We start from the raw sequence: 23443 nt of genomic DNA, 5'->3' as shown, positions 1-23443 counted from the left end.
AGGTCATAAGCCAATTCCCTGTGGCGGCTGAAGTCCTGCCTCCTCGGGAATCGTCTTATGCTTGTCGGGGCTGACCAAGGCGTTTCCGCATTTCGGCTCAGTCTGTAAGTCGATGAACAGGCGCTTGCGCTTTTGTAATTATTCCGCTCTGACGCAGGATTCAAACTTCCCTTTATGTGTACCGTCACAGAAAGGCTTTTTGTCCGACAGGCCGCATCTGCATAAAGAAATCATATTTTTCGTTTCAAATGCATTGCCTTCGGCATCAATCAGCTCAAAATTTCCCGCAACCCGGTATGGACCGTTATCCATCACTTTAATCTGAGTTTTATTTTCCATTTGATAACCTCCTTCTAAAAATTCAATCAATAAATAGTATGCGGCTTCAAATGGAAAAACAAACACGCATGAAAAATAATAGGGAGGATGAACAATATGGTGAACATTAATTTTACTCCTGAAGCAACAGAACAAATTATAAAGAAGCTTGCTGGGAGAGACTTGGATTTGAAACTGATGTATGAAATCGACGGCTGCTCTCTCAGCGGCATTCCCATTCTCAGGCTGATGGACAAGCAGGAAAGGGAAAGCGATGAGATAGCGGTGGAAACGAACGAAATGCCTGTCAGAGTGGAGCAGTCAAAGCTGGTATTTTTAGATGATGAACTTGAAATAGATTTCTCTGAGAAAAACCATGCCTTCCAACTTGCCAGCCCCAATGAAATCCTGAACGGCAGGATGAGCCTGCTCGATTAGTTTGGCTTTCCCGACAATTGGTAATAGCCGGTGGTAATCGGCCGGGAGACGGCAGGGGCGACCAAATCAATTGCTTTTTTCAGCTCATCGAGATCAACCCCGGTCTCAACACCCATGCGTTCCAGCATGTATACGACATCCTCTGTTGCCACATTGCCGGTCGCTCCCGGAGCAAAAGGACAGCCGCCGAGTCCGCCTGCGGACGTGTCAAAACGGTCGATGCCCGCTTGGAGTGCGGAAAAAATATTTGCCAAGGCAGTTTTTCGCGTATCGTGGAAATGTGCAGCGATCAACGTGCCAGGCAGCTCTTTTTTGAGTTTCGAGAAAAGTGAAAATGACTCTGTCGGCACCGCCATCCCGATGGTATCTGCGACACTCAGTTCATCTGCACCTGCTTCCGCAAACTCACGGCAAAGCGATATTGTATCAGATTCCACTACCTTTCCCTCATAAGGACAGTAAAAGGCAGTAGATATACATGCCCGCACGAAAAAGTCTTTCTCTTTCAGTTCAGAAATGATAGGCTTCAACTCTTTTAGGCTTTCCTCTGTTGACTTATTTATATTTTTTTTATTGAAAGTGTTGCTGACACCTACAAATACCGCAACCGCTTTTGAGGAAGTTTCCAGGACTCTGTCAATCCCCCGGCGATTTGGCGCAAGTACAATATTCCTGACTCCGGCGGGAGACGCGTGTACGATTTCAGCAGCATCACGCATTTGCGGTACCCATTTAGGAGAAACGAAAGAAGTGATTTCCATCTCTTTGATTCCCGATGACGCCAGTTGACGGATGAATTCCTTTTTTACTTCGGTATCTACAAATTTTTGTTCGTTTTGCAGGCCATCCCGTGGACCCACTTCAATGATCGTTGCTTTTTTCGGTAAATTCAATGAAAATCCTCCTTAGATAAGAAAAGCCGGACTCAGCTGTCCGGCTCTCTTTGTTGATCTCTCAAAATAAATACTTTTATAAGTTGTGACACATGTTCCTTTAGAATATCAGGGATCAGGCGTTTTTTCCTTTATTTTAAACTAAGCAGCTTTTGCTTTAATTCGTTTTCCATTGTCACCAGTTCCTGCTCAGCCTGTGCACGTTTTGACCGGCCTTCCTGCTGGATTTTAATCGTTTCTTCCAGTGTGGAAATCAGGTTTGCCTGTGTTTTCTTCAATGTTTCTATATCCACAAGACCGCGTTCACCTTCACGGGCAGCTTCCAATGTATTGGATTTAAGCATTTCGGCATTTTTAAGCAATAATTCGTTCGTTGTTTTCGAAACCTGCTTCTGCGCTTCGACTGCTTGCCGTTGGCGGAAAAGGGAAAGGGCTATCGCAATCTGGTTTTTCCAGAGCGGGATGGCTGTCATGATTGACGTCTGAATTTTCTCAGCCAGCACCTGATTCGTATTTTGAATCATTCGGATTTGCGGAGCGCTTTGAATTGTAATTTGTCTGCTCAGCTTCAGGTCATATAATCTTTTTTCAAGACGGTCGGCAAATTGGATCATGTCATTAACATCCTGATATGCCATTTGATCCCCTGAAGCTTCCGCTTTTTTCTTCAATGACGGAATGGTCTCTGTCCGCATCTCTTCAATCTTCAACTCGCCAGCAGCGATGAAAATATTCAATGCATGGAAATATTCCTTGTTTTTTTCATATAATTGTTCCAGCATCTGTAAATCCGAGAGGAGCACATCTTTTGATTGGTTCAGCTTGATGCTGATCCGATCAATCTGGGCGCCTGTTTTTTGATATTTTGACATCGTTTCCTGAATGGAGTTGGAAATCTTGCCGAACATTTTAGAGAAAAAGTTCTTCTTTTCCGGTGACAATTCTTCCGGGTTGATAGATTTCAGCTTACTCATCAGATCATTTAAAACATCGCCAATTGGACCGATATCTTTATTTTGAACATGGTCGAGCATGGAGCTTGAAAAATTCAGCAGCTGGGATTGCGCCTGCGTACCATATGAAATGATCGCCTGATGGTTGGCGGGATCAATTTGCTTTGCAAGATCCAATGCCCTCTTTTTGCTTTCTTCCGGCAGGGCGTCCACAAGCTTTACCGGTTTCGGAGCAGAAGGCTCCTCCGCCAATTGTGGCTGCAATGCGAGCTCCTGCTCTCCGAACGGATTGGCAAGCAAGTCATCCAATCCGCTTGTGAAATCGTCTTTTAACACTTTTTCGTTCATTGGTTCGCTCATTCTTTTGTACTCCTTTCGTCGTCAAGAGGGTGATATTCAAGCTTCTTCAAAGAATGTCTTGCGACATCCAATTCGAATTGCAAATCATCCACATCCGAAGACAATACGTGATATATGTCTTTTTTGATTGACTCGTTCAAGTCTTCGAGTGTACTTTGCGTTTCTTTCAATGAAAGATAAATATTATCGTTTTTCACCGGCTGGGAAGCCAGGCGCGCATACCGTTCGGATATTTCCACAACAGAATCAAGATGGTAGAAGAAAAAGCGCTCCGACTGGTAAAATCTGCGCGGGTCTTTATTGACGATGGCGTACATCCTTTTGGCGAGCCTATTCAATTCATACAGCTGTTTGAATGCTCCCATCGTTCTGACTGATAAAAATGACTTTTGCAGGCGGGCTATCTTCCTTTTGGCTTCCTGCAGGTTTTTTTGAATGTAGGCGTATTCTTTTCTGGTCAGCCTGTTCTTTTTTAAAAACCGATAGTCCGAAACGAACTTGACTCCAAAGAATGTAGCGAGACCGGCCAGGGCTGATATGCCCGAAGATTCGAAGAAACCCATATCAAATCCCAAAAACAATATAAGCCATATAAGAACTGCTTCGGCAGTTGCAAACATTCCCAGAAAAAAAGACAAAATTGATTTCAAGCTGGATTCACTCCTGTCCCTACTTGCTTTATCTCTAATACGTTTGTCATACAAAGAAGTTTCATTATCTTTCATTATAAGGAATTCCAGGGATGAATGAAAGTACAAAGAGTGTAGGTTATCGCTGATCGCTTGGTTAAAAAGAAGGTTTTTTGCAATTTTTCACGAAAAGTTACAGTAGACATATTCAAAGGAGGGTAAACATATGGGTCAGCAGGATGTAGTGATTGTCAGTGCCGTACGCACGGCAATTGGGAGTTTTATGGGTACGCTAAAAAATACGCCGGCTTCCGAACTGGGTGCAATAGCCATTAAGGGAGCGTTGAAGGAGGCGGGAATTAGACCGGAGGATGTGGAGGAAGTCATTATGGGGAACGTTCTCCAAGCAGGATTGGGACAAAACCCGGCGCGGCAGGCGGCAATAAAAGCCGGCATTCCTGAAAGCGTTTCCTCGATGACGATCAACAAAGTGTGCGGGTCTGGATTGAAGGCTGTTCATCTGGCCACCCAGGCCATATTGTCAGGAGATGCAGAAATTATTGTTGCCGGCGGGATGGAAAACATGTCTAAGGCACCGTACTTATTAAAAAATGCCAGGGAAGGCTTTAAGATGGGCGATCAAAAGCTTGTTGACAGCATGACGAGCGATGGCCTTACCTGTGTATTTAACGACTATCATATGGGTGTCACAGCTGAAAACTTATGTGAAAAGTATGACATCAGCCGAGAAGAACAGGATGAATTTGCGGCATTGAGCCAGGAAAAAGCAGTGAAAGCCATTGAGGAAGGGAAGTTCAAAGAGGAGATCGTCCCGATTGAGATTCCGCAGCGAAAGGGCGAGCCGATTATTTTTGATACGGACGAATATCCGCGCAAAGGTACGACTGCTGCAAAGCTTGCAGGTTTAAGACCCGCTTTTAAAAAAGACGGAAGTGTCACTGCAGGAAACTCATCAGGCATCAACGACGGAGCTGCTGTTGTGGTTGTCATGTCAAGAAAAAAAGCTGAAGAGCTCGGCGTTGATCCACTTGCTTTTATCACTGCGAATGCCAATGCTGCTGTTGATCCGAGCATCATGGGAATCGGGCCTGTCTCTGCGGTGAAAAAATCCCTGCATAAGGCCGGATTGTCCATGGAAGATATAAACCTCATTGAAGCAAACGAGGCATTTGCAGCCCAATCGCTCGCGGTGGACAGGGAATTGCATTTTAATAAGGACTTCTTGAATGTAAACGGAGGGGCAATCGCACTCGGGCATCCAATAGGAGCGAGTGGAGCAAGAATCCTGGTTACACTCCTGCATGAAATGAAGAGGAGAGGGGCGAGGAGGGGGCTTGCTACGCTTTGCATCGGCGGAGGTCAAGGAGTGGCGACCATCGTTGAACTGGCAGGACAATAATACAATCTGGGAGGTTAGGCCGGCATGAAGAAGTTTTTTGCGACATTTCAGGATGCGGTAGCCGATATCCATGATGGATCTACCCTAATGGTTGGGGGATTTGGCCTTTGCGGAATACCGGAAAATCTGATTATGGCGCTTGTGGATAAGGGTGTAAAAGATTTAACGGTCATTTCGAATAACTGCGGCGTGGATGAATGGGGGCTCGGACTTCTTCTTCAAAACAAGCAGATAAAGAAAATAATCGGTTCATATGTAGGGGAGAACAAAGAATTTGAAAGACAGGTATTGGCGGGAGAAATTGAAGTCGAGTTGACCCCTCAGGGGACGCTTGCTGAAAAAATCCGTGCTGGCGGTGCAGGAATTCCGGCTTTCTATACCCCGGCAGGAGTTGGCACGCCGATTGCGGAAGGGAAGGAAATCCGGGAGTTCAATGGAAAGGAATATGTTTTGGAAGAGGCACTGACAGCCGATTTCAGCCTGGTGAACGCCTGGAAAGGAGACAAGATGGGCAATCTCGTCTATCAAAAGACTGCTCGGAACTTTAATCCGATGATTGCAGCAGCAGGGAGAGTGACCATAGCGCAGGTAGAAAATCTTGTGGACATTGGTGAACTGGATCCTGATTGCATTCATACTCCGAGTATTTATGTTCAAGGCCTGATACAAGGTGATCTCGAGAAGCGGATAGAGAGAAGGACAGTAAGTTCGTAGAAGGGAGGTTGTCAAATTGAGTAAAGCTGCTGTAAGAGAAAAGATAGCGAGAAGAGCAGAAAAGGAAATCCGGGACGGATATTATGTAAACCTTGGCATTGGTATGCCGACTCTGGTGGCCAATTATATTGCAGATAATAAGCAAGTGGTGCTTCAGTCGGAAAATGGGCTTCTTGGCATCGGGCCATATCCGACGGAGTTGGAGGTCGATGCCGATTTAATCAACGCCGGTAAAGAGACCGTGACCGCTATTCCGGGGGCTGCCTATTTTGACAGTGCAGAGTCGTTTGCAATGATTCGTGGAGGGCATGTAAATTTGGCCATTTTGGGTGGAATGGAAGTTTCAAAGGACGGCGACCTCGCCAATTGGATGATCCCTGGTAAAATGATAAAAGGTATGGGCGGGGCGATGGACCTTGTCCATGGTGCGGAAAAAATCATCGTGATCATGGAGCATGTCAATAGAGACGGCGATCCAAAAATATTAAACCAATGTGTCCTTCCGTTGACGGGTAAGCAGGTCGTAGACCGGATCATCACTGACCGAGCGGTGATAGATGTAACGGAAAAGGGACTTGTGCTAAAAGAAGTGGCAAAAGGATATTCAGTTGATGATATTAAGCAATCAACGGAACCTGAGCTGCGTGTCAGTGAGAATGCAATCATGGATGCCTATTAAAATAGAAGGCTTGGTTTTTTCCGCCAAGCCCTCTAGTCTTTATGGTATTTTAATATATCAATTATACTCTCTGCCTTTCCTTAACGACACTTGCTCAGTTTTTTCTTCTTAAAAATGAACGAATATCCTCTATTTTAATGTTTAACCGCTTTGCCTCTTTCATCAGTAATACCCATTCATAGTCGACTTTATCGAAATGTTTGCTGCCCCCTTTATATTGGCTCACCTGCGGCCCTCCTCAATGAGTTCATCGTTTTTTATTCCGGTTTTTAAATTGAATGAATTGATAGTATTCAAGGAAATCCTCTTTTCTCATTCCTGCCTGTATTGCTTTTTGCACAAGCATTTGCCATTCTTTATCCAGTTTGAACTCCTTTTGCACGCTCTCCTGTAAAAGCTGTTCTACGGTTACCCCTAGAGGATGGGCAATTTTGGAGAGAACTTGTAGTGAGGGATTTCTTTGCATGTCCCTTTCGATGTAGCTAAGGTAGGACTTTGATATGCCAGCCTTATCGGCGAGTTTGGAAAGAGAGTATCCTTTTTGTTCTCTGAGTTCTTTAATATGCAGCCCGATCACATAACATTACCACCTTTCAACCTATGTGTTCATTATAAGAAACATATTGTTCTTGATAAAGTTGCAAAATAATGAGGAAAAAGAAGGAAAAGTTTGTTTGATGGAGTTTTATGTTCTTAATTGAGAATATTCGGCAGAATTTGAAGTTTTAATAAATAGCCCGTTTGTACTATACTCAATTCAGTCCATTCGTTAAAAAGAACGAAAGGGAAAATATAAAGGGAAAGAGGAGATTAGTATGAGTATCAAAAAGAAGCTGGGTATGGGAGTAGCGTCGGCGGCATTGGGGATTGCATTAGTAGGGGGAGGAACGTTTGCGTATTTTAGTGATACGGAAACTTCAGCTAACACGTTTGCAGCGGGTACATTGGACTTGACTTTAAACCCTCAAGAAATTATTAACGTATCTAAAATCAAGCCGGGAGATTCCATGCTTAGAACATTTAAATTGAAGAATGATGGATCATTGGATATTAAAACTGTTGGTCTTGAAACTTCATATGAAGTAACTGATACAAAAGGTGATAATGCGGGAGAGGATTTCGGAGAACATATTCGAGTGAATTTCTTGACGAATGTTAATCAATTAAGTACACCGATTCATACAACGACACTAGCGGCTCTTAAAAATGAAAACCCAGATGTCATTAAGCAATTGTTCATTGACAAACTATTTGGCAATGGTGGCTTAAAACCGGGTCAGACACATAATCTTGCTGTCCAGTTTGAATTTGTAGATAACGATCATGATCAGAATAAATTCCAAGGGGATGAACTTGAGTTAACTTGGGACTTTACTGCATATCAAATGGATGGTTCACCACTCAAATAATATAAAAAGGCGGGACCTCCCGCCTTTCTCTAAATACTTCACCAAAGCCTGATTACGGGAGGTGGGCTCTATTAGAAAATCGCGGCAGAGAACACACGGCAATAGAAACAAGAAATTGATAAGAGCAGGGAAAGCTACGGCATTTTGGTATATGTCCGTTTTTGCGGCTATCACTCTCGTTTCACCCACTTTTGCTGGGTTTACGAGTTCGGAGGAGATAGAAGGGACGATTGAAGCCGGTAAATGGCCTGTTCCGTGGAAGCAAACCGATGTCAGTTTATCTGTGGGGAATGAAGAAATTGAAAGCTGCGATAAGAATACAGAAATAGAAGCAAAGTTTACAAATCAAGGAAAATATGAAACTGAAGAAGGATATTGGAAAATTGAAGAAGGGCCCGCAGGTTCAAACAAAATAAAGAGGTTAAAGTCTGGAGAAAGTGTAACTTTAAAATTTAAAGCTAGAGAACCTGGAAGTTATACATTCAAAGCTTATCAAGAAGGAAAACATCCAAGTGAATTCTTAAAGAAAATTACTGTCACATGTGAAAAGGAAGAGCCCGAAGACGAGGTAATCGAAGAAGAGAATACAACTGAGGAATCACAAGAGCCATCGGATAAAGAAAAACCTCAAAAGGAAGAGAAGCAAGATAACAAACCTGAAAACAATGAGAAAAAAGATAAAGATACACCAAAACAGGATGGCCCACCAACTCAAAATGAACCATCGAAGCCAGTTGATCAGCCAGATAATCCAAATCTGCCAGACGGCAATGATAATAAGCCAAAGGGTCAAGAGCCTGTTCCAACCCCAACACCAACACCTGTGCCAGAGCCTAACCCGGATCCTCTACGAGCCCCTGAAGCACCTGCTAAGGAGGAGCCGTCAAATTCTAATTCTGTAAAGGATGGAGAAGAATGAAACTCGTTTGGAAAATCATCAGCAATACAATTAGCGCCGTGTTATTCCTTGTGTTTATCCTAATGCTGTTTTTGGTTATATCTTCAAAAGCAGCCGGCGGAGAACCCCAGTTTTTCGGCTACCAGCTGAAATCAGTTCTGTCCGGTTCCATGGAACCGGGAATAAAAACGGGCTCCGTGATAGCTGTTAAGCCTGGCGGTGACTTCACTCGCTTTAAAGAAGGCGATGTCATCACATTCATGCAAGATGAGAATACACTAGTTACCCACAGGGTCACTGAAGTGAACAAAAGCGGAGAGCAAGTGACGTACACGACAAAAGGGGATAATAACAATGCTGCTGACACGGAGCCTGTACTTTCAGAAAATGTTGTTGCAGAGTATACAGGGGTCACTGTTCCATATGTGGGATATTTCGTCAGCTATGCGCAGTCAAAAGAGGGGAGCGCGCTGATGCTCATCCTTCCGGGACTCTTGCTATTGGGCTACTCTGGCTTTACGATCTTTAGTGCGATTAGACAGCTGGAACCGAAGGAGAAAGCAATCAAAAAGACTACATGAGCGGGAAGAGCAGTATGACTGTTCTTCCCGTTTTTTAATTGTAGAAAAAATAAAAAACGCCCAGACAGATCGTCACGGAGCGTTTATTTATTCTTCATTTTCCATTTATTGAATTCCAGGAACTCACGGAATTCTTCTTTAGAAATACCGGAAGACATCGCTTCGCGGACGAGTTCTTCCCAACCGTGGTCCAATTCAATTTCACCCGTTTCTCCGTGAAGCAGAACATGGACCGGCACATCAAGGACAGATGAAAGCTTCTCCAAAATTTGAATGGAGGGGTTCGACTGGATATTGCGTTCGATTGAACTCAAATATGATTTGGCAATCCCAGCTCGTTCGGCCAATTCGGAAAGGGATATTTTTTTTTGCAGACGATACTCTTTAATTCGTTGACCAATCATTTACACAGTCACCTACTCTTTGCCCATTATAACATACACTGCAAAGTTATTAATAGAGCAAAATTCCTGATTTACAGGGTCATTATTATGTACTACTGAGATTTTCGAAAAAATTCCTTGATCTCCTGGGGGCTGATTCCTGCACCCAATGCATGGAGTATGAGCTCTACCCACTCTTCATCAAGCTTTTCTGGTCTCATTACGACTGACTTTTTCATCGTTACCTCCCATAGATACGGGTAACCCAGCTGCCCTAGTTATTTAACCTTAGGCCTGTGGCTTTGCGTCTCTGCCTTTCGAACAGATTTGCCTTTTTCGCTAAGTGTATCTAAGTATAGGCGCTTCTAAAGTCATAGTCCTGAAAAAAATGTTGGTGTCGAAGAGTGGTAGAATCTCTTAAATTAGAATCGATTTAAAGGATATGGTGTCGATATACCCCTAAAAAAATCAATTGTAAGGAATTTATGATTCGATATTACTATTATACTTGAACGAGCTTGTAAAATATATGCTGAAATGTTAGAAAAAAGCTAAAAGATTGACGAACGATTAATTCAGCGATGTGCCGAATAGCGACTTTCCTTTGTTAGAAGCTCTAAAAGGGCCAACTCCTCTTTAGATAAGGCAGGGGAGTTGACTGCACGTACATTATCTTTCACCTGCTCAACCGTGCTTGCTCCAACAACAACAGCAGCCACTGCTTTGTGGGACAAATTGAATTGAAATGCCAATTCATTCAGCGATCTTTTATCATCTAAAAGTTTAGCCTGGATACTTTCGATGAGCTCCTTGATATCGTTTGAAGAATAATCGAGATATTCTTTCCCTTCCCATTGATTTTCTTTGACTCCGAGCATTTTATCACTTAATAAGCCTTTGGCAACGGAGCCTCTTGACACGATGCTTATTTCATTTTTCGTAAGTAGGGGCATGACTTCCTCTGGGCGGCGGTCCAGCAAACTATATTGCATCATAACACTGACAATTGAGGAGCGGGTTGCATATTCCCGAATAACATTAGGCCTAATGGAGGAGATCCCGTAATGTCTGACCAGTCCTTCAGATTTTAACTCTTCAAAAGCTTCTATTGTTTCATCGATCGGATCTTCAATGGTACCCCCATGCAGCTGGTACAAATCGATATAATCAGTGCGTAGACGCCTGAGGCTGTTTTTAACCGCCTCTTTTATATGTTTTTTAGATGGGTCCCAATCCCAGCCATCCTTCTTATCAGTCCAGCGGTTTCCCACTTTTGTAGCAACTATCACTTGATCGCGGACTGCTCTGAGAGTTTCTCCTACGATTTCTTCGTTTACCCCATAATCGTATAAATCAGCCGTATCAAAATAGTTGACTCCTTCGTCAAGTGCAGTTTTAATTATTTTTTCAGCATTGGCCGAATCTGTTCCAAGTGACATACAGCCTAGCCCCATCTTGGTTATAAATAAGTCTGATTTTCCCAGCTTCCGTTTTTCCATATAAACCCCGCTTTTCTTTTTTTCCTATTTTATCTGAAGGTGCCCATTCTATTCAATCATTGTGCAAGAGTCCAGCCAATCTTTTACAAGCTTGTGCTGCTTGGCATACTTTTTAAGCAGTGCTTGGATTTCCCATGCCTTTCCTGTTAAAACAAAGCGGTTTTCACTTATATTCACTCTCATCGTGATCCCTCCCCGATGTATGGTAAAATGTATGATTATCTGCAATTGAAATAGAACAGGGAGCTGAATACGATGAATAAATTCGAAGAAAAAACAGTTGGTATGAAACCAATCTTTGACGGGAAAATCATCAGCGTACAAGTGGATGAGGTGGAGCTTCCTGATGGCAAAAGATCTAGTCGTGAAATCGTCAGGCATCCTGGCGCCGTTGCCTTGATTCCCCTGACAAACGAAAAAAAAATCGTCATGGTTGAGCAGTACAGGAAGCCGTTGGAAAGATCCCTGCTTGAAATTCCAGCCGGGAAATTGGAGCCGGGGGAAGAGCCTGCGGTTACGGCGGAAAGGGAACTGGAAGAAGAAACCGGCTATCGGGCAGGTAAAATGGAATATATCACTTCCTTTTACACGTCACCAGGCTTCGCCAATGAAATCATTCATATTTACTTGGCGACAGAATTGGAAGCATTGGATAATCCGGCTGATGGGGATGAAGATGAATTTGTTGAGTTGGTTGAAATTTCACTTGAAGAAGCACTTGAATGCATCAAAAATGAAAGGATTTATGATGCAAAAACTGTATTTGCAGTTCAATATTTGCAATTGATGGAGAAAAAATAATATGAAACAGTATTTTGTAGACATGCATATTCACATTGGAAGGACTTTTACTGGAAAACCTGTAAAAATCACTGCCGCGAAAAGCCTGACATTGACGAATATTTTACAAACAGCAAAATTCCCAAAAGGACTGGATGTCATTGGGATTATTGACTGTCATTCTCCAGAAGTGATTATGGAAATGGAACAGCTCTGTGACGAGGGGCGTCTCGTAGAAATGGAAGAAGGCGGTTTTCGATTTGAGGGGGAGGTGACGCTGATTCCTGGCACGGAAATGGAAGTTTTTGATGAAAGCTGCAACGGTCCAATCCATCTGCTGGCCTATTTCCCTGCCTTTAAACAGCTGAAGGAATTTTCCTCCTGGCTTTCGAAGCGTGTAACGAATAATCAGCTAAGTACACAGCGAGTGTATGAGAAAGCTATCATTATTCAAGAGAAGGTAAAGTCTTTGGACGGCCTATTTATCCCTGCACATGTCTTCACACCTTTTAAAAGTCTTTATGGAAAAGGAGTCAGGGAATCTCTGGAAGAAGTGTTAAATCCGGATTTGATAGACGGAATTGAACTTGGATTAAGTTCCAATACAACGATGGCTGACCAGATCGATGAATTGCACAGCTTAACTTTTGTATCTAATTCAGATGCCCATTCATTGCCGAAGATGGCGCGGGAATACCAGAAGATGACCTTAGAAGGTCCCACCTTCCAGGCAGTCAAAAAAGCCTTGCATGGAGAGGATGGCAATAAGATCGACGCAAATTACGGCCTCAATCCTTTTTTGGGCAAATATTACCGGACCGCTTGTGCTAAATGCTTCGCTTTGAAACAAGAAGATGAATGTGTGAGCTGTGGCTCAAAAAAGTTTACAAAAGGGGTATCCGAACGGATCGCAGAGTTGGCGGAAGGTGGGGAAAAATCAAGCAACCATCCTGAAAGGCCGCCATACATCCATCAGGTGCCGCTTGATTTTTTACCCGGTCTGGGGCCTAAAACAATGGAGAAACTGTACAGCCATTTCGGATCTGAAATGAATATACTGCATCGCGTTTCTGAAAAGGAATTGAAAAAAGTTATTAAAGCCGAGCTGGCGGAATTGATTGTCAAAGCCAGATCGGGAAAATTGCAGTTGGAAGAAGGCGGAGGAGGGCGCTACGGAAAAGTGGCGAAATGATAGAGGTGCCGTCTATGATGAATGGTAGGTACCATCAAAAAAATAATATTTAAGTTTAAATGAATATTGTTTATCTAGCAAAGGCCTGAAGCCAGATACTAATGTACAAACTCAGAAACCCTGTTCGTTGATTGCAGTGAAAGGCGCCGACTCCTGGAAAAATGCTTCGCATTTCATCGTGAGATGCATATTCAAAGAAGCTATTTCTAGGTCCTGCGGGAATAACGTGACCCTTAAGGCTCTTGAAAAAGCGGAAACTCCTTGCTAAGCCCCTCCGAGGTACAAGCTGTGAGGAAGCATATTCAGGATGAATGTGCTCCTCCTGCGGCCAAGTATATTTGAAGAATCTTCTTATGATGTAAGCAGCTTTGCTGTGGTGGCCGAGAAACTCCCTCATTAAAATTCGTCGCCTAAGGCTGCGCGCCTTAAGTTTTTCTTAGTCATATGCATTGTTTTGTCCTCATAAGATGTAACAATTGCCGGACAGGAGGAAGCAGCATATGAGGAAAAAGTTTTATACCAGTTATATTACCAGACACATTCAAACCTACTCTCCCATCTATTCTTTCATCATGGTATTGTTTGTCATGGGCATTATTTTCGGTGCAGTCATTGTTAACAGTCTATCAATTGCACAGAAAGAAGACCTCTTTTATTATTTGAACCATTTTTTTGGACAAGTGGCGGATGGAAAAACTGGGAAAGCCGAAGATTTGTTGAAGCTCAGTTTCTTTCATAATGTTAAATTCACAGGGTTAATGTGGGTGCTTGGTATATCCATCATTGGATTTCCCTTGATTTTGATTCTTCTATTTTTAAAAGGGGTCGTGGTCGGTTTTTCCGTCGGTTTTCTTGTCAATCAAATGGGCTGGAACGGACTGCTTCTCGCTTTTGTGACTTTGCTGCCACAAAACCTGTTATTTATACCCGTGTATATTTTTATTGCAGTCATTTCGATAGCATTCTCAATTAAACTCATAAGAAAAATCTTCATTAGACAAGGATTCTCATTTCACTTTGTTCCTGAGTTTGCACGTTACTTCTTGTCTTTTGTCGCAGCGATGGCTGTGATTACTCTTGCTGCGAGCATTGAGGCGTTCATAGCGCCGGTCTTGATGAAATCGATCATTGCCTCCATCACTAAATAATGGTAAATTTCTGATTGTAAACCTCCCATTTTAATAATGATTTTAATTTGATTATTGTTCACTGTCTGTTATAATAAAAGGGATAGTGGCGAGGGAGGATTGTTTGATGGAAAGTCGCATTAACCGTATAAAGAAACAATTGCATTCCGCAAGCTATAAGCTTACTCCCCAGCGTGAAGCCACGGTTAGGGTGTTGCTTGAACATGAGGACGACCATTTGAGTGCGGAAGATGTTTATCTGCTTGTAAAGGATAAATCTCCAGACATCGGTCTTGCAACTGTATACAGGACTCTGGAACTTTTAACTGAATTGAAGGTAGTGGACAAAATCAATTTTGGTGATGGAGTTTCCAGATATGACCTGCGTCAGGAAGGTGCAGATCATTTTCACCATCACCTCATCTGTATTGAATGCGGTACGGTGGATGAAATACAGGAAGATCTCCTCGGAGATGTTGAAAAGATTGTTGAACATGATTTTAATTTCAAGATCAAAGATCACAGGCTGACATTTCATGGCATTTGTTGGCGCTGTCACGATAAAGTGGAGAACGAACAGAAAGAGCCGTCAGCCGGCAAAGAAAATTAAACCCGAAGCGCTCGTCCTTTTGGATAATAGGATGGGCGTTTTTTAATCGTTCAAAAGCATATATTCAACTTGTGCTTTTCTTGTTTCGCTCAAAATTAAAAAGCCCTTTGCACGTATAAATTCGGACGACTTTTGCATATCATGTATTACTGGTACAAACTGTCCGAATACTTGAAAAGGGTTTGATTAAGATGAGGAATGCGGCGAAATTGATGTTTCAGGTCCTAAGGGTGTTTCTGCTTTTTGCGGCATGCACAATCATGTTTTACTATGGTATTATATGGGTTAGCCAAGAGTATGAGAATTACCGGAGATACGACGAGCCCGAGGGGACGGCTATCAAGGTGATCCAGCAAAATAGTAGTGAAGAGGAGAGTGATTGGTTCTCCCGCCTGTTGTTTTTTTATTTAAATGGGGAGTAGAGCAAATGAAAGATCGTCTTCAGGATTTTATTCATTTTATGATTGTTGAAAAGGGATTGTCCCAAAACACGGTAAAGGCTTATGAACGTGACTTGGTGAACTATCTTTCCTATGTCCAAAAAATATTGAATATTAATAGTTTCGATGAAATTACCCGCATGCATATCATACAATTCTTGGGACAGATAAAAGGCGAGGGGAAATCAAGCAGGACGCTTGCCCGTCATATTGCATCGATACGTTCGTTTCACCAATTCCTTTTACGGGAGAAAGCAGCCGGGCATGACCCTACCGTACATATTGAAACGCCGCAGCTGGAAAAAAATCTGCCCAAGGTCCTTTCCATAACGGATGTACAGTCTCTGCTGGAAGCTCCAGACCAATCTACGATGTTCGGTATTCGGGACAAAGCGATGCTCGAGCTCTTATATGGAACAGGTACACGGATAAGCGAACTCCTTGATATGAATTTGGATGATATTCACTTGACAATCGGTTTTGTCAGATGCAGGGGGAAAGGGAATAAAGAACGGATTATCCCAATCGGAATGGAAGCGACCAAAGCGATTGAGCGGTATTTGAAAGAAGCAAGGCCGAAGCTGCGGAAAGAAAAAAATAAAACAGATGCCCTATTTTTAAACCACCATGGAAAACGTTTGACAAGGCAAGGCTTTTGGAAGAACTTGAAAAAACTCGCTTCAAAAGCCGACATTAAAAAGGAATTGACACCGCATACGTTAAGGCATTCGTTTGCAACCCACCTCCTTGAAAATGGGGCGGATTTGCGCGCTGTCCAGGAAATGTTAGGCCATGCCGATATTTCTACCACACAGATTTATACACACGTATCCAAATCAAGATTGAAAGATGTATACAAACAGTTTCACCCTCGTGCTTAAAACCGCTTATTTTTTAAAGCGGTTTTTTTAACGTTTCTAAATGGGTATGATACCATTAGAAAATATTAGTTTTTGATTCGGAGGGATAATTGTGGAAAGTTCTCAATATAAAAGAATCCACTTGATTGTATTGGATTCCGTAGGAATTGGCGAAGCCCCGGATGCGAAGGATTTTGATGATATCGGTGCAGATACACTGGGGCATATTGCGGAAAAAATGAACGGACTGCACATGCCGAATATGGGAAAGCTGGGATTGTCGAATATCAAAGAAATTAAAGGGATTGAAAAGGTGGAAAAACCACTTGCCTATTACACAAAAATGCAGGAAGCGTCAAGAGGGAAAGACACATTGACCGGGCACTGGGAGATCATGGGCCTTATCACAAGCCATCCGTTTAAAGTGTTCCCGAACGGATTTCCTGAACTGCTGATCACACGGCTGGAAGAGGCTTCTGGCCGGTCGGTTATTGGAAATATACCCGCGAGCGGGACGGAAATCATCGAACGTCTCGGTCCGGAACATATGAAAACAGGAGCTTTGATTGTGTATACCTCCGCTGATTCAGTCTTGCAAATCGCGGCACATGAAGAAGTCATTCCATTGGAAGAACTGTACAGCATTTGCGAAAAAGCGAGGGAGCTTACACTTGACGAGGAATTTAAGGTCGGACGGGTGATTGCACGTCCATTTATCGGTTCTCCGGGGAATTTCCAGCGTACAGCAAACCGCCACGATTATGCATTGAAGCCGTTTGACCGGACAGTGATGAATGAATTATCCTCCAATAACTTTGACGTAATTGCCATTGGAAAAATTCACGACATTTATGATGGGGAAGGGATCACGGAATCAGTAAGGACTGAATCCAATATGGACGGAATGGACAAGTTGATTCGAGTGATGGAAAAAGACTTCAACGGCCTCAGCTTTATCAACCTTGTTGATTTTGATGCCAAATTCGGACACCGGCGGGATCCGGAAGGATATGGAGGTGCGCTGGAACAATTCGATGAGCGGCTTTCGGCAGTGTTTGAAAGAATGCAAGAGGATGATCTATTGATAATAACTGCTGATCATGGAAACGATCCGACCCACCACGGGACGGACCATACAAGGGAATATGTGCCTCTTCTCGTATATTCCAAACGTTTTAATGGAGGCAAGGAGCTTCCAATTCGAAAAACATTTGCTGATGTCGGTGCTACGATAGCACACAATTTTGGGGTTAACTGGAAAGGAGCGGGAGATAGTTTCCTGCCGAACTTGATAGTTGAAGATGAATAGGAAAATCTGTAATAAAAATTAATATTCGTTTAAAATGTTAGGGCCCTGCGGAACGATCCGCAGGGCATTTTTTTATGAAAGTAAAAGTATAAAAAAACCTTTCCGGGGGACAATGGTGATAGTTGGTAAACATTACCGTTTTTATTAAACAATTGGAGGGGTTCGGATGAAAAGGTCAGCTGGTATATTCTTTTCTTTTTTGCTCATATTCTCACTCATTGGACAGCCAGTTTTGGCAGAGGAAAAGAAAAAGGAGCTATCTGAGGATTCAAGTTCAGCGATTTTAATAGAAAGGGATACGGGGGCAGTTCTGTATGACAAAAACAGTCATGAAAAACTACCTCCCGCATCGATGACAAAGGTGATGACAATGCTTCTTATCATGGAAGCATTGGACAGCGGACACTTGAGCATGGATGAGAAAGTGCGGACAAGTGAGCATGCTGCTTCGATGGGTGGATCACAAATCTTCCTTGAGCCCGGGGAAGAAATGACTGTAAAAGATATGCTGCTTGGAATCGCAATCGCATCTGCCAACGATGCTTCCGTGGCATTGGCCGAAAAAATTTCTGGTAGTGAAGAAGCTTTTGTTGCCAGAATGAACGAACGCGCAAAGGAAATGGGATTGAAAGATACAAAGTTCCAAAATCCGACAGGCTTGACGGCAAAAGATCATTACAGCACAGCGCATGATATGGCGCTAATGGCCAAGGAACTGTTGAAGCACGAAGAAATCACAGATTTTACAAAGTTGTATGAATCATATTTAAGGGAAGAATCGGAGAAGAAGTTCTGGCTTGTCAATACGAATAAACTAGTAAAGTTTTATCCCGGTGTTGACGGTTTGAAGACCGGCTTTACAAGCGAAGCAAAGTACTGTCTGACCGCAACGGCAAAAAAGGATGGGATGCGGGTCATCGCAGTCGTCTTCGGTGCACCGACATCAAAAAGCCGAAATGCGCAGATCACAAAAATGTTTGACTATGCTTTTTCCCAATATGCTACTCATTCTCTTTATAAAAAAGGCGAAAACCTTGGAAAAGTAAAGGTGAGTAAAGGAAATTACAAGGAGATTAATGCGCAAACAGGAGAACCAGTTTCCCTCCTGACGAAAAAAGGGGAGAAAGCCAAAGATTTCACAACAGAATTAAAGCTGGATAAGGATTTGAAAGCTCCCATTAACAAAGGTGACACAATTGGCAAGATCATTATTAAGAAGGATGGAAAGAAACTGGCCGAGTCGGCTTTGGTTGCAGACAAAGGTGTTAAGAAAGCTTCCTGGTGGCAGCTCTATAAAAGGTCATTTGGGCTTTTTACACAGTCAAAATGATGAAAAATCAATAAGATTAGCGAATAGGTTCTAGTTTTGTCATGAAGAAGGAATCGGTTGCATAGAGGTAGAATTCACTCATTATACGACACATAAGGAGGCTGTTCATGTGGGATTGGAGATTGATATTGAAGTGAAGCAAGACGTACTGTGCATCCGGCTTTCCGGCGAATTGGACCATCATACAGCGGGAGTTTTGCGGAACCGGATTACTGAGGCAATGGATACTCATAAAATTTTGCATCTCGTTATGAATTTGGAAAAGCTTTCTTTTATGGATAGTTCCGGATTGGGCGTAATCCTCGGAAGATATAAGCAAATAAAATTGAATCAGGGAGAGATGGTTGTTTGTGCTATTTCCCCGCCGGTCAAACGGCTTTTTGAAATGTCGGGCTTATTCAAAATCGTCCGTTTGGAGTCTTCGGAAAAATTTGCACTTGAAAGATTGGGGGTTGCCTGATATGAGAAATGAGATGCAAATTCAATTCAGTGCGCTCAGCCAGAACGAGTCATTTGCCCGTGTGACCGTTGCTGCATTCATTGCCCAGTTGGATCCTACTTTGGACGAATTAACAGAAATTAAGACGGTTGTTTCTGAAGCAGTTACAAATGCGATTATCCACGGTTACGAACAGAACCCTGCTGGAATAGTCTATATTTCGGCAGTTATTGAAGACGGAAAAGTGGATCTAGTAATTAAAGATACAGGTATCGGCATTTCTGATATTGATGAAGCAAGGCAGCCGTTGTTTACAACGAAGCCGGAAATGGAGAGATCCGGCATGGGCTTTACAATTATGGAAAATTTCACTGACCATTTGGAAATACAATCCCACCCCGGGACAGGCACAACGATTAGATTAATCAAGTATTTAACGAAAAATAAAGCGTTGTGCAATTAAGGAGCCGCGCCTATGGATGTGGAACTTAAAAAAGACTCAAACAAATCATTCCTAAAGGACGATGAGGTTAAGGAATACATTAGAAGAAGCCAGAATGGGGACCAGGAGGCCCGCGATATTCTGGTTGAACGAAATATGAGGCTTGTTTGGTCGGTCGTTCAGCGCTTTCTAAACAGAGGCTATGAACCTGATGACCTATTCCAAATCGGAAGCATTGGTTTGTTGAAATCAGTTGATAAGTTCGATCTTTCATATGATGTAAAATTTTCCACTTATGCCGTTCCTATGATCATTGGCGAAATTCAGCGGTTTATCCGTGATGACGGGACAGTTAAGGTAAGCCGTTCTTTAAAAGAGCTAAGCAATAAAATCAGAAGGTCAAAAGATGAACTTGCTAAAAATCATGGAAGGGTGCCAACCGTATCGGAAATTGCCGATCATCTTGAGGTGCCTCTAGAGGATGTCATTATGGCACAGGATGCAGGGCGGACCCCGGCATCCATACATGAAACTGTGTATGAGAATGACGGTGATCCAATAACTTTGATGGATCAATTGTCAGACCAGAATGAGCATAAATGGTTTGATAAAATTGTCCTTGAGGAAGCGATACGTGGACTAGATGAACGCGAACGGCTGATTGTTTACCTTAGATATTATAAAGACCAAACGCAGTCTGAGGTAGCAAAACGTCTGGAAATCTCCCAAGTTCAGGTTTCCAGGCTGGAAAAGAAAATACTTGAACAAATGAAGGAGCGCATGGATACCTCGTAAACGGGGTTCTGTGCGCTTTTCTTAATGTTAGAGAAATTATGGGAGAATTAGGGATTTACATTCGAAAAGGATAGCTCCAGGCGCCATCGGCTCGAGGTCACAAGCCACAGGAAGCTTATTCAGGATGAATGTTCTCCTGCCCCATAACTTATTCGAAGAAGCTTTGTTCAGCTCGTCGCAAAGCTGCATAATGCAAATTCAGAGATGTTTCTCACGGTGTGCTTGAAATCAGTAGCTTTGCTGTGGTGGCTGAAAAGCTTCCTCATCAAAATTTGTCTTGTGCTTGTCGCAGATCGCTTTTCTAATCAATGCATGACTGTAAATAATATGAAGCATAATAAAACATACACAAACGCATAATTCAGGAAGTGGAATGATGGAGAATACGATATATATTCAAATGAAGCACCGGATGAAGCTAAAAAAGGGTGCCGTTATAAGGCTCGGAGACATCGCACAGCTCATAGTCCCGGATAGTTTAAAACACCTGCATGAATTACAGGTGTTGAAAAATACAAAAGATGTTGAAAAGAAATTTATTGTACTGGACGTTATGGCTGTAATCAGTAAAATCAAGAATCGTTGCCCTGATGCAGACGTCCAGGTCATAGGGCCCACCGAAATAATCTTTGAAATCGAAGAGAAAAGGAAGGCATCCCCTTCTATAATTTTTGTTCTCGTCTGGCTTCTGCTTTTTATCGGATCGGGTCTGGCCATAATGAACTTTCATGAAGAAACCAGCATGCAGACGATGCATCAGAAGATATATTGGATGATGACAGGGAAAATTAACTCCAATCCTTATGTTGTCCAGATTCCATATTCCTTTGGCTTGGGGTTGGGCATGATCCTGTTCTTTAACCATCTTTTTAAGAAAAGAATCAATGAAGAACCAAGTCCTCTGGAAATTGAGATGTTCAATTACCAACAGGACTTAGATCAGTACGTTGTATTAAATAAACATAAAGAAAGCACGAATTATAGTGACGATCATTAAGGCCATCCCAGTCATATTTGTCGGCTTGTCAGGAGGCATTGCCGTGGGTATCGGGTTTGTCGCTTTTTTAACTGTCCTGGGGGTGATTCCGCGGCTGACCCAGCTCACGAAAACGGGTGAAAGCATCCGCTCATACGAATGGGCTGTTGTTATCAGTGTTGTTATGGCCAGTTTGGCTGACCTAAATAACTTTTCCATTCCGATCGGGGCTGGTATTTTGATTCCAATTGGATTTGCGAGTGGAATATTTATTGGTATGTTGGCAGCCGCTCTTACGGAAGTGCTGAATGTGCTCCCGATCTTGTCAAAGAGGATTGGAATGGAAGGGATGCTTATCAGCCTGCTTATGGCGCTTGTGATCGGGAAGTTGGCAGGATCGTTGTTTCAATGGTTATTTTTTGTAAATTATTGAAGCTGTCTCTGGAAAGGAGCCTTATGATGGGAAATAAATCTGAGAAAAAATTCACCGAAATTCCAAGGGACCTTTACCTGTTGGAGCAATTTTTCAAGGACAGGGTCGGCCTCGGTACAAGCTTCGATCTTGGTCAGAGAAAGCTTGTCATATTAAAGAAAGAAGTGCAATTATATTATGTAAATGGCCTTTGTGATACCGAGTTTATCATTCAATTAATCAAAGAGCTTGTCAATTTAAATGAACGAGAACGGCCAACCAAAAATATCTTTGAAATCGTCCAGAATAGGCTTGTCCATGAATCAGTTGAAATTGTAAAAACAATCGATGAAATGACTGACCAGGTTTTATCGGGGTTACTTGCAATCGTCGTGGAGGGCGAGCAATCCGCCCTGATCGTTGATGTTCGGAGCTATCCCGGCAGGCAGCCGGAGGAACCGGATACAGAAAAAGTGGTCCGCGGTTCCCGTGATGGTTATGTGGAAAATCTTATTGTAAATACAGCGTTGACAAGGCGCCGGATTAGGGACGAGAATTTAAGGTTTGAAATTTTTAAAGTCGGTGAACGCTCGAAAACGGACATTGCAGTAGGTTATATCAAAGATGTGGCCAATCCGCAGTTGATCGAAACAATTAGGAAAGAAATTTCCAGTATTGATATTGATGGAATATCCATGGCGGATAAAACGATTGAAGAATATTTGCTGAAGCAGGGATATAATCCTTATCCGCTTGTTCGATATACAGAAAGGGCTGACGTAGGAGCCATTCACCTGTTGGAAGGGCATGTATTGATTTTTATCGATACCTCCCCGAGTGTTATGATCACGCCAGCGACATATTTCCACCACGTCCAGCATGCTGAGGAGTATCGGCAGTCACCGGCTGTCGGCACTTTTGTCAGATGGACAAGGTTTCTCGGGATTTGGGCTTCCCTGTTTTTATTGCCGCTATGGTTTCTGTTCGTCATAGAACCTTCATTGCTTCCAGAAAACCTTGCATATATCGGTCCAAATAAAGAATCAGACATTCCTTTGATCATTCAATTGCTGATTGCTGATTTGGGTATTGAGTTTCTAAGGATTGCAGCCATTCATACCCCTACACCTTTATCAACAGCCATGGGTTTGATTGCGGCCGTTTTGGTCGGGCAGATTGCGGTGGATGTCGGACTTTTCCACTCGGAAGTAATTCTGTATGTGTCGATCGCGGCGATTGGTACGTTTTCCACCCCAAGCTATGAGCTGAGTGTGGCAAATAAAATTTTCCGAATGGCTTTGTTAGTGGCAGTGGCTTTGTTTAAGGTGCCCGGGCTGATTGTTGGCTGTACCGTTTATTTTTTGTACCTTATATCGCTGCGCCCGCTTAACGCCCCGTATATGTGGCCTCTATTGCCATTCAGCCCGAAGGCTTTTATCCATGTACTGATTAGAAGACCGGTTCCAGGAAGTATACTGCGTCCAAGCATTGTCCATCCTAGGAACAGATTTCGTCAACCGGAGAACAAGCCGTGACAGCCCGTTGCTAAAAGGCATA

At 42.9% G+C, this 23443-nt stretch carries 31 protein-coding genes, 1 pseudogene and 1 riboswitch; of the genes and pseudogenes, 22 read left to right on the top strand and 10 right to left on the bottom strand.

What is annotated here, in order from left to right; translation table 11 throughout:
* Nucleotides 1-138 precede the first annotated feature (138 nt).
* Nucleotides 139-339, bottom strand: a complete 201-nt coding sequence (locus tag D4T97_RS12755; protein WP_126051132.1) for a CDGSH iron-sulfur domain-containing protein — start codon at nucleotides 337-339, stop codon at nucleotides 139-141.
* Between the two features lie 96 nt (nucleotides 340-435).
* Between D4T97_RS12755 and D4T97_RS12750 the strand changes: the two genes are divergently transcribed.
* On the top strand, nucleotides 436-756 hold the full coding sequence (locus tag D4T97_RS12750; RefSeq protein ID WP_164525570.1) for an iron-sulfur cluster biosynthesis family protein: 321 nt from the start codon (nucleotides 436-438) through the stop codon (nucleotides 754-756).
* On the opposite strand, the gene D4T97_RS12745 is transcribed toward D4T97_RS12750, so the two are convergent.
* The 3 genes from D4T97_RS12745 to D4T97_RS12735 form a co-directional block, all read right to left on the bottom strand.
* A complete protein-coding gene (locus D4T97_RS12745; protein WP_126051130.1) occupies nucleotides 753-1649 on the bottom strand; it encodes a hydroxymethylglutaryl-CoA lyase in 897 nt (298 codons plus the stop codon). The genes D4T97_RS12750 and D4T97_RS12745 overlap by 4 nt on opposite strands.
* Nucleotides 1650-1780: 131 nt before the next feature.
* The gene (locus D4T97_RS12740; protein ID WP_126051129.1) at nucleotides 1781-2962 is read right to left on the bottom strand and encodes a toxic anion resistance protein; all 1182 of its coding nucleotides are present in this window, start codon (nucleotides 2960-2962) and stop codon (nucleotides 1781-1783) included.
* On the bottom strand, nucleotides 2959-3612 hold the full coding sequence (locus D4T97_RS12735) for a 5-bromo-4-chloroindolyl phosphate hydrolysis family protein (protein ID WP_126051128.1): 654 nt from the start codon (nucleotides 3610-3612) through the stop codon (nucleotides 2959-2961). Before D4T97_RS12735 ends, D4T97_RS12740 begins: the two co-directional genes overlap by 4 nt.
* A 205-nt stretch (nucleotides 3613-3817) precedes the next feature.
* Between D4T97_RS12735 and D4T97_RS12730 the strand changes: the two genes are divergently transcribed.
* The 3 genes from D4T97_RS12730 to D4T97_RS12720 are packed head-to-tail and all read left to right on the top strand — an operon-like array spanning nucleotide 3818 to nucleotide 6404.
* Entirely contained in the window at nucleotides 3818-5011 is a 1194-nt protein-coding gene (locus D4T97_RS12730) for an acetyl-CoA C-acetyltransferase (RefSeq protein WP_126051127.1), read from the top strand.
* 24 nt (nucleotides 5012-5035) lie between these two features.
* A complete protein-coding gene (locus D4T97_RS12725; protein ID WP_126051126.1) occupies nucleotides 5036-5725 on the top strand; it encodes a CoA transferase subunit A in 690 nt (229 codons plus the stop codon).
* 16 nt (nucleotides 5726-5741) lie between these two features.
* Complete coding sequence (locus tag D4T97_RS12720; RefSeq protein ID WP_126051125.1) at nucleotides 5742-6404, top strand: CoA transferase subunit B; 663 nt, start codon at nucleotides 5742-5744, stop codon at nucleotides 6402-6404.
* 94 nt (nucleotides 6405-6498) lie between these two features.
* Here D4T97_RS12720 and D4T97_RS12715 read toward each other — a convergent pair whose 3' ends face one another.
* A complete protein-coding gene (locus tag D4T97_RS12715) occupies nucleotides 6499-6630 on the bottom strand; it encodes an anti-repressor SinI family protein (protein ID WP_126051124.1) in 132 nt (43 codons plus the stop codon).
* 21 nt (nucleotides 6631-6651) lie between these two features.
* A complete protein-coding gene (locus D4T97_RS12710; protein ID WP_126051123.1) occupies nucleotides 6652-6981 on the bottom strand; it encodes a helix-turn-helix domain-containing protein in 330 nt (109 codons plus the stop codon).
* A 238-nt stretch (nucleotides 6982-7219) separates the two neighbouring features.
* On the opposite strand from D4T97_RS12710, the gene D4T97_RS12705 reads away from it, so the two are divergent.
* The 4 genes and pseudogenes from D4T97_RS12705 (at nucleotide 7220) to sipW (ending at nucleotide 9292) form a co-directional block, all read left to right on the top strand.
* Complete coding sequence (locus D4T97_RS12705) at nucleotides 7220-7813, top strand: CalY family protein (RefSeq protein WP_126051122.1); 594 nt, start codon at nucleotides 7220-7222, stop codon at nucleotides 7811-7813.
* A 151-nt stretch (nucleotides 7814-7964) separates the two neighbouring features.
* A pseudogene (locus tag D4T97_RS21110) lies at nucleotides 7965-8048 on the top strand (hypothetical protein); the annotation flags it as partial.
* 48 nt (nucleotides 8049-8096) lie between these two features.
* Nucleotides 8097-8732, top strand: coding sequence for a hypothetical protein (locus tag D4T97_RS12700; RefSeq protein WP_235872245.1), 636 nt, complete (start codon nucleotides 8097-8099; stop codon nucleotides 8730-8732).
* A complete protein-coding gene (gene sipW / locus D4T97_RS12695) occupies nucleotides 8729-9292 on the top strand; it encodes a signal peptidase I SipW (protein ID WP_126051120.1) in 564 nt (187 codons plus the stop codon). The genes D4T97_RS12700 and sipW overlap by 4 nt, the downstream gene beginning before the upstream one ends.
* Before the next feature lie 83 nt (nucleotides 9293-9375).
* Here sipW and D4T97_RS12690 read toward each other — a convergent pair whose 3' ends face one another.
* The 4 genes from D4T97_RS12690 to mciZ form a co-directional block, all read right to left on the bottom strand.
* Nucleotides 9376-9696, bottom strand: a complete 321-nt coding sequence (locus tag D4T97_RS12690) for a helix-turn-helix domain-containing protein (RefSeq protein WP_126051119.1) — start codon at nucleotides 9694-9696, stop codon at nucleotides 9376-9378.
* Nucleotides 9697-9788: 92 nt separating this feature from the next.
* Nucleotides 9789-9914 carry an anti-repressor SinI family protein gene (locus D4T97_RS12685; RefSeq protein ID WP_126051118.1) on the bottom strand — a complete coding sequence of 42 codons (126 nt, stop codon included), beginning with the start codon at nucleotides 9912-9914 and terminating at the stop codon, nucleotides 9789-9791.
* Between the two features lie 17 nt (nucleotides 9915-9931).
* Nucleotides 9932-10017: riboswitch (cyclic di-GMP riboswitch) on the bottom strand.
* 233 nt (nucleotides 10018-10250) lie between these two features.
* On the bottom strand, nucleotides 10251-11174 hold the full coding sequence (locus D4T97_RS12680; RefSeq protein WP_126051117.1) for an aldo/keto reductase: 924 nt from the start codon (nucleotides 11172-11174) through the stop codon (nucleotides 10251-10253).
* A 48-nt stretch (nucleotides 11175-11222) separates the two neighbouring features.
* Nucleotides 11223-11357 carry a Z-ring formation inhibitor MciZ gene (gene mciZ / locus D4T97_RS12675; RefSeq protein WP_126051116.1) on the bottom strand — a complete coding sequence of 45 codons (135 nt, stop codon included), beginning with the start codon at nucleotides 11355-11357 and terminating at the stop codon, nucleotides 11223-11225.
* A 72-nt stretch (nucleotides 11358-11429) separates the two neighbouring features.
* On the opposite strand from mciZ, the gene D4T97_RS12670 reads away from it, so the two are divergent.
* From D4T97_RS12670 to D4T97_RS12605, 14 genes are all read left to right on the top strand, one after another.
* Nucleotides 11430-11975 carry an NUDIX hydrolase gene (locus D4T97_RS12670; RefSeq protein WP_126051115.1) on the top strand — a complete coding sequence of 182 codons (546 nt, stop codon included), beginning with the start codon at nucleotides 11430-11432 and terminating at the stop codon, nucleotides 11973-11975.
* 1 nt (nucleotide 11976) lies between these two features.
* Nucleotides 11977-13146: an endonuclease Q family protein gene (locus tag D4T97_RS12665; protein ID WP_126051114.1), complete on the top strand. Its 1170-nt coding sequence runs from the start codon at nucleotides 11977-11979 to the stop codon at nucleotides 13144-13146.
* 500 nt (nucleotides 13147-13646) lie between these two features.
* Nucleotides 13647-14294, top strand: coding sequence for a stage II sporulation protein M (gene spoIIM, locus D4T97_RS12660; protein WP_126051113.1), 648 nt, complete (start codon nucleotides 13647-13649; stop codon nucleotides 14292-14294).
* 106 nt (nucleotides 14295-14400) lie between these two features.
* Complete coding sequence (gene fur, locus D4T97_RS12655; protein WP_126051112.1) at nucleotides 14401-14883, top strand: ferric iron uptake transcriptional regulator; 483 nt, start codon at nucleotides 14401-14403, stop codon at nucleotides 14881-14883.
* Between the two features lie 191 nt (nucleotides 14884-15074).
* Nucleotides 15075-15305, top strand: a complete 231-nt coding sequence (locus D4T97_RS12650; RefSeq protein ID WP_126051311.1) for a YqzK family protein — start codon at nucleotides 15075-15077, stop codon at nucleotides 15303-15305.
* Nucleotides 15306-15310: 5 nt separating this feature from the next.
* The gene (xerD, locus tag D4T97_RS12645) at nucleotides 15311-16204 is read left to right on the top strand and encodes a site-specific tyrosine recombinase XerD (RefSeq protein WP_126051111.1); all 894 of its coding nucleotides are present in this window, start codon (nucleotides 15311-15313) and stop codon (nucleotides 16202-16204) included.
* 91 nt (nucleotides 16205-16295) lie between these two features.
* Nucleotides 16296-17492: a phosphopentomutase gene (deoB, locus tag D4T97_RS12640; protein WP_126051110.1), complete on the top strand. Its 1197-nt coding sequence runs from the start codon at nucleotides 16296-16298 to the stop codon at nucleotides 17490-17492.
* 166 nt (nucleotides 17493-17658) lie between these two features.
* Nucleotides 17659-18822 (top strand): D-alanyl-D-alanine carboxypeptidase family protein, encoded by a 1164-nt coding sequence (locus D4T97_RS12635; protein WP_126051109.1) that lies wholly within the window; start codon nucleotides 17659-17661, stop codon nucleotides 18820-18822.
* Between the two features lie 109 nt (nucleotides 18823-18931).
* Nucleotides 18932-19282, top strand: a complete 351-nt coding sequence (spoIIAA, locus tag D4T97_RS12630; protein WP_126051108.1) for an anti-sigma F factor antagonist — start codon at nucleotides 18932-18934, stop codon at nucleotides 19280-19282.
* A 1-nt stretch (nucleotide 19283) separates the two neighbouring features.
* Nucleotides 19284-19724 (top strand): anti-sigma F factor, encoded by a 441-nt coding sequence (spoIIAB, locus tag D4T97_RS12625; protein WP_126051107.1) that lies wholly within the window; start codon nucleotides 19284-19286, stop codon nucleotides 19722-19724.
* Nucleotides 19725-19736: 12 nt separating this feature from the next.
* The gene (gene sigF, locus D4T97_RS12620) at nucleotides 19737-20498 is read left to right on the top strand and encodes an RNA polymerase sporulation sigma factor SigF (protein WP_126051106.1); all 762 of its coding nucleotides are present in this window, start codon (nucleotides 19737-19739) and stop codon (nucleotides 20496-20498) included.
* A 376-nt stretch (nucleotides 20499-20874) separates the two neighbouring features.
* Nucleotides 20875-21495 (top strand): stage V sporulation protein AA, encoded by a 621-nt coding sequence (locus tag D4T97_RS12615; protein ID WP_126051105.1) that lies wholly within the window; start codon nucleotides 20875-20877, stop codon nucleotides 21493-21495.
* Nucleotides 21482-21907 carry a stage V sporulation protein AB gene (locus D4T97_RS12610; RefSeq protein ID WP_328588770.1) on the top strand — a complete coding sequence of 142 codons (426 nt, stop codon included), beginning with the start codon at nucleotides 21482-21484 and terminating at the stop codon, nucleotides 21905-21907. The genes D4T97_RS12615 and D4T97_RS12610 overlap by 14 nt, the downstream gene beginning before the upstream one ends.
* 26 nt (nucleotides 21908-21933) lie before the next feature.
* Nucleotides 21934-23421 carry a spore germination protein gene (locus D4T97_RS12605; RefSeq protein ID WP_206435568.1) on the top strand — a complete coding sequence of 496 codons (1488 nt, stop codon included), beginning with the start codon at nucleotides 21934-21936 and terminating at the stop codon, nucleotides 23419-23421.
* Nucleotides 23422-23443 lie beyond the last annotated feature (22 nt).

The sequence above is a fragment of the Siminovitchia acidinfaciens genome, assembly GCF_003605385.1.
GTDB classification, from domain to species: Bacteria; Bacillota; Bacilli; order Bacillales; family Bacillaceae_C; genus Siminovitchia; species Siminovitchia acidinfaciens.
The sequence above is the reverse complement of the archived record's forward strand: the minus strand, read 5'-3'. Positions and strand labels throughout refer to the sequence as shown.

Excerpts from the sequence above, each read along its gene's own strand:
- D4T97_RS12705 (WP_126051122.1), top strand. The coding sequence starts at position 7,220 with ATGAGTATCAAAAAGAAGCTGGGTATGGGAGTAGCGTCGGCGGCATTG.
- sipW (WP_126051120.1), top strand. The coding sequence starts at position 8,729 with ATGAAACTCGTTTGGAAAATCATCAGCAATACAATTAGCGCCGTGTTA.
- xerD (WP_126051111.1), top strand. The coding sequence starts at position 15,311 with ATGAAAGATCGTCTTCAGGATTTTATTCATTTTATGATTGTTGAAAAG.
- D4T97_RS12740 (WP_126051129.1), bottom strand. The coding sequence starts at position 2,962 with ATGAGCGAACCAATGAACGAAAAAGTGTTAAAAGACGATTTCACAAGC.
- D4T97_RS12730 (WP_126051127.1), top strand. The coding sequence starts at position 3,818 with ATGGGTCAGCAGGATGTAGTGATTGTCAGTGCCGTACGCACGGCAATT.
- D4T97_RS12635 (WP_126051109.1), top strand. The coding sequence starts at position 17,659 with ATGAAAAGGTCAGCTGGTATATTCTTTTCTTTTTTGCTCATATTCTCA.
- D4T97_RS12690 (WP_126051119.1), bottom strand. The coding sequence starts at position 9,696 with ATGATTGGTCAACGAATTAAAGAGTATCGTCTGCAAAAAAAAATATCC.
- D4T97_RS12725 (WP_126051126.1), top strand. The coding sequence starts at position 5,036 with ATGAAGAAGTTTTTTGCGACATTTCAGGATGCGGTAGCCGATATCCAT.
- D4T97_RS12685 (WP_126051118.1), bottom strand. The coding sequence starts at position 9,914 with ATGAAAAAGTCAGTCGTAATGAGACCAGAAAAGCTTGATGAAGAGTGG.
- spoIIM (WP_126051113.1), top strand. The coding sequence starts at position 13,647 with ATGAGGAAAAAGTTTTATACCAGTTATATTACCAGACACATTCAAACC.
- D4T97_RS12755 (WP_126051132.1), bottom strand. The coding sequence starts at position 339 with ATGGAAAATAAAACTCAGATTAAAGTGATGGATAACGGTCCATACCGG.
- D4T97_RS12750 (WP_164525570.1), top strand. The coding sequence starts at position 436 with ATGGTGAACATTAATTTTACTCCTGAAGCAACAGAACAAATTATAAAG.
- D4T97_RS12670 (WP_126051115.1), top strand. The coding sequence starts at position 11,430 with ATGAATAAATTCGAAGAAAAAACAGTTGGTATGAAACCAATCTTTGAC.
- D4T97_RS12615 (WP_126051105.1), top strand. The coding sequence starts at position 20,875 with ATGGAGAATACGATATATATTCAAATGAAGCACCGGATGAAGCTAAAA.
- sigF (WP_126051106.1), top strand. The coding sequence starts at position 19,737 with ATGGATGTGGAACTTAAAAAAGACTCAAACAAATCATTCCTAAAGGAC.
- D4T97_RS12665 (WP_126051114.1), top strand. The coding sequence starts at position 11,977 with ATGAAACAGTATTTTGTAGACATGCATATTCACATTGGAAGGACTTTT.
- fur (WP_126051112.1), top strand. The coding sequence starts at position 14,401 with ATGGAAAGTCGCATTAACCGTATAAAGAAACAATTGCATTCCGCAAGC.
- mciZ (WP_126051116.1), bottom strand. The coding sequence starts at position 11,357 with ATGAGAGTGAATATAAGTGAAAACCGCTTTGTTTTAACAGGAAAGGCA.
- spoIIAB (WP_126051107.1), top strand. The coding sequence starts at position 19,284 with ATGAGAAATGAGATGCAAATTCAATTCAGTGCGCTCAGCCAGAACGAG.
- D4T97_RS12680 (WP_126051117.1), bottom strand. The coding sequence starts at position 11,174 with ATGGAAAAACGGAAGCTGGGAAAATCAGACTTATTTATAACCAAGATG.
- D4T97_RS12605 (WP_206435568.1), top strand. The coding sequence starts at position 21,934 with ATGGGAAATAAATCTGAGAAAAAATTCACCGAAATTCCAAGGGACCTT.
- D4T97_RS12650 (WP_126051311.1), top strand. The coding sequence starts at position 15,075 with ATGAGGAATGCGGCGAAATTGATGTTTCAGGTCCTAAGGGTGTTTCTG.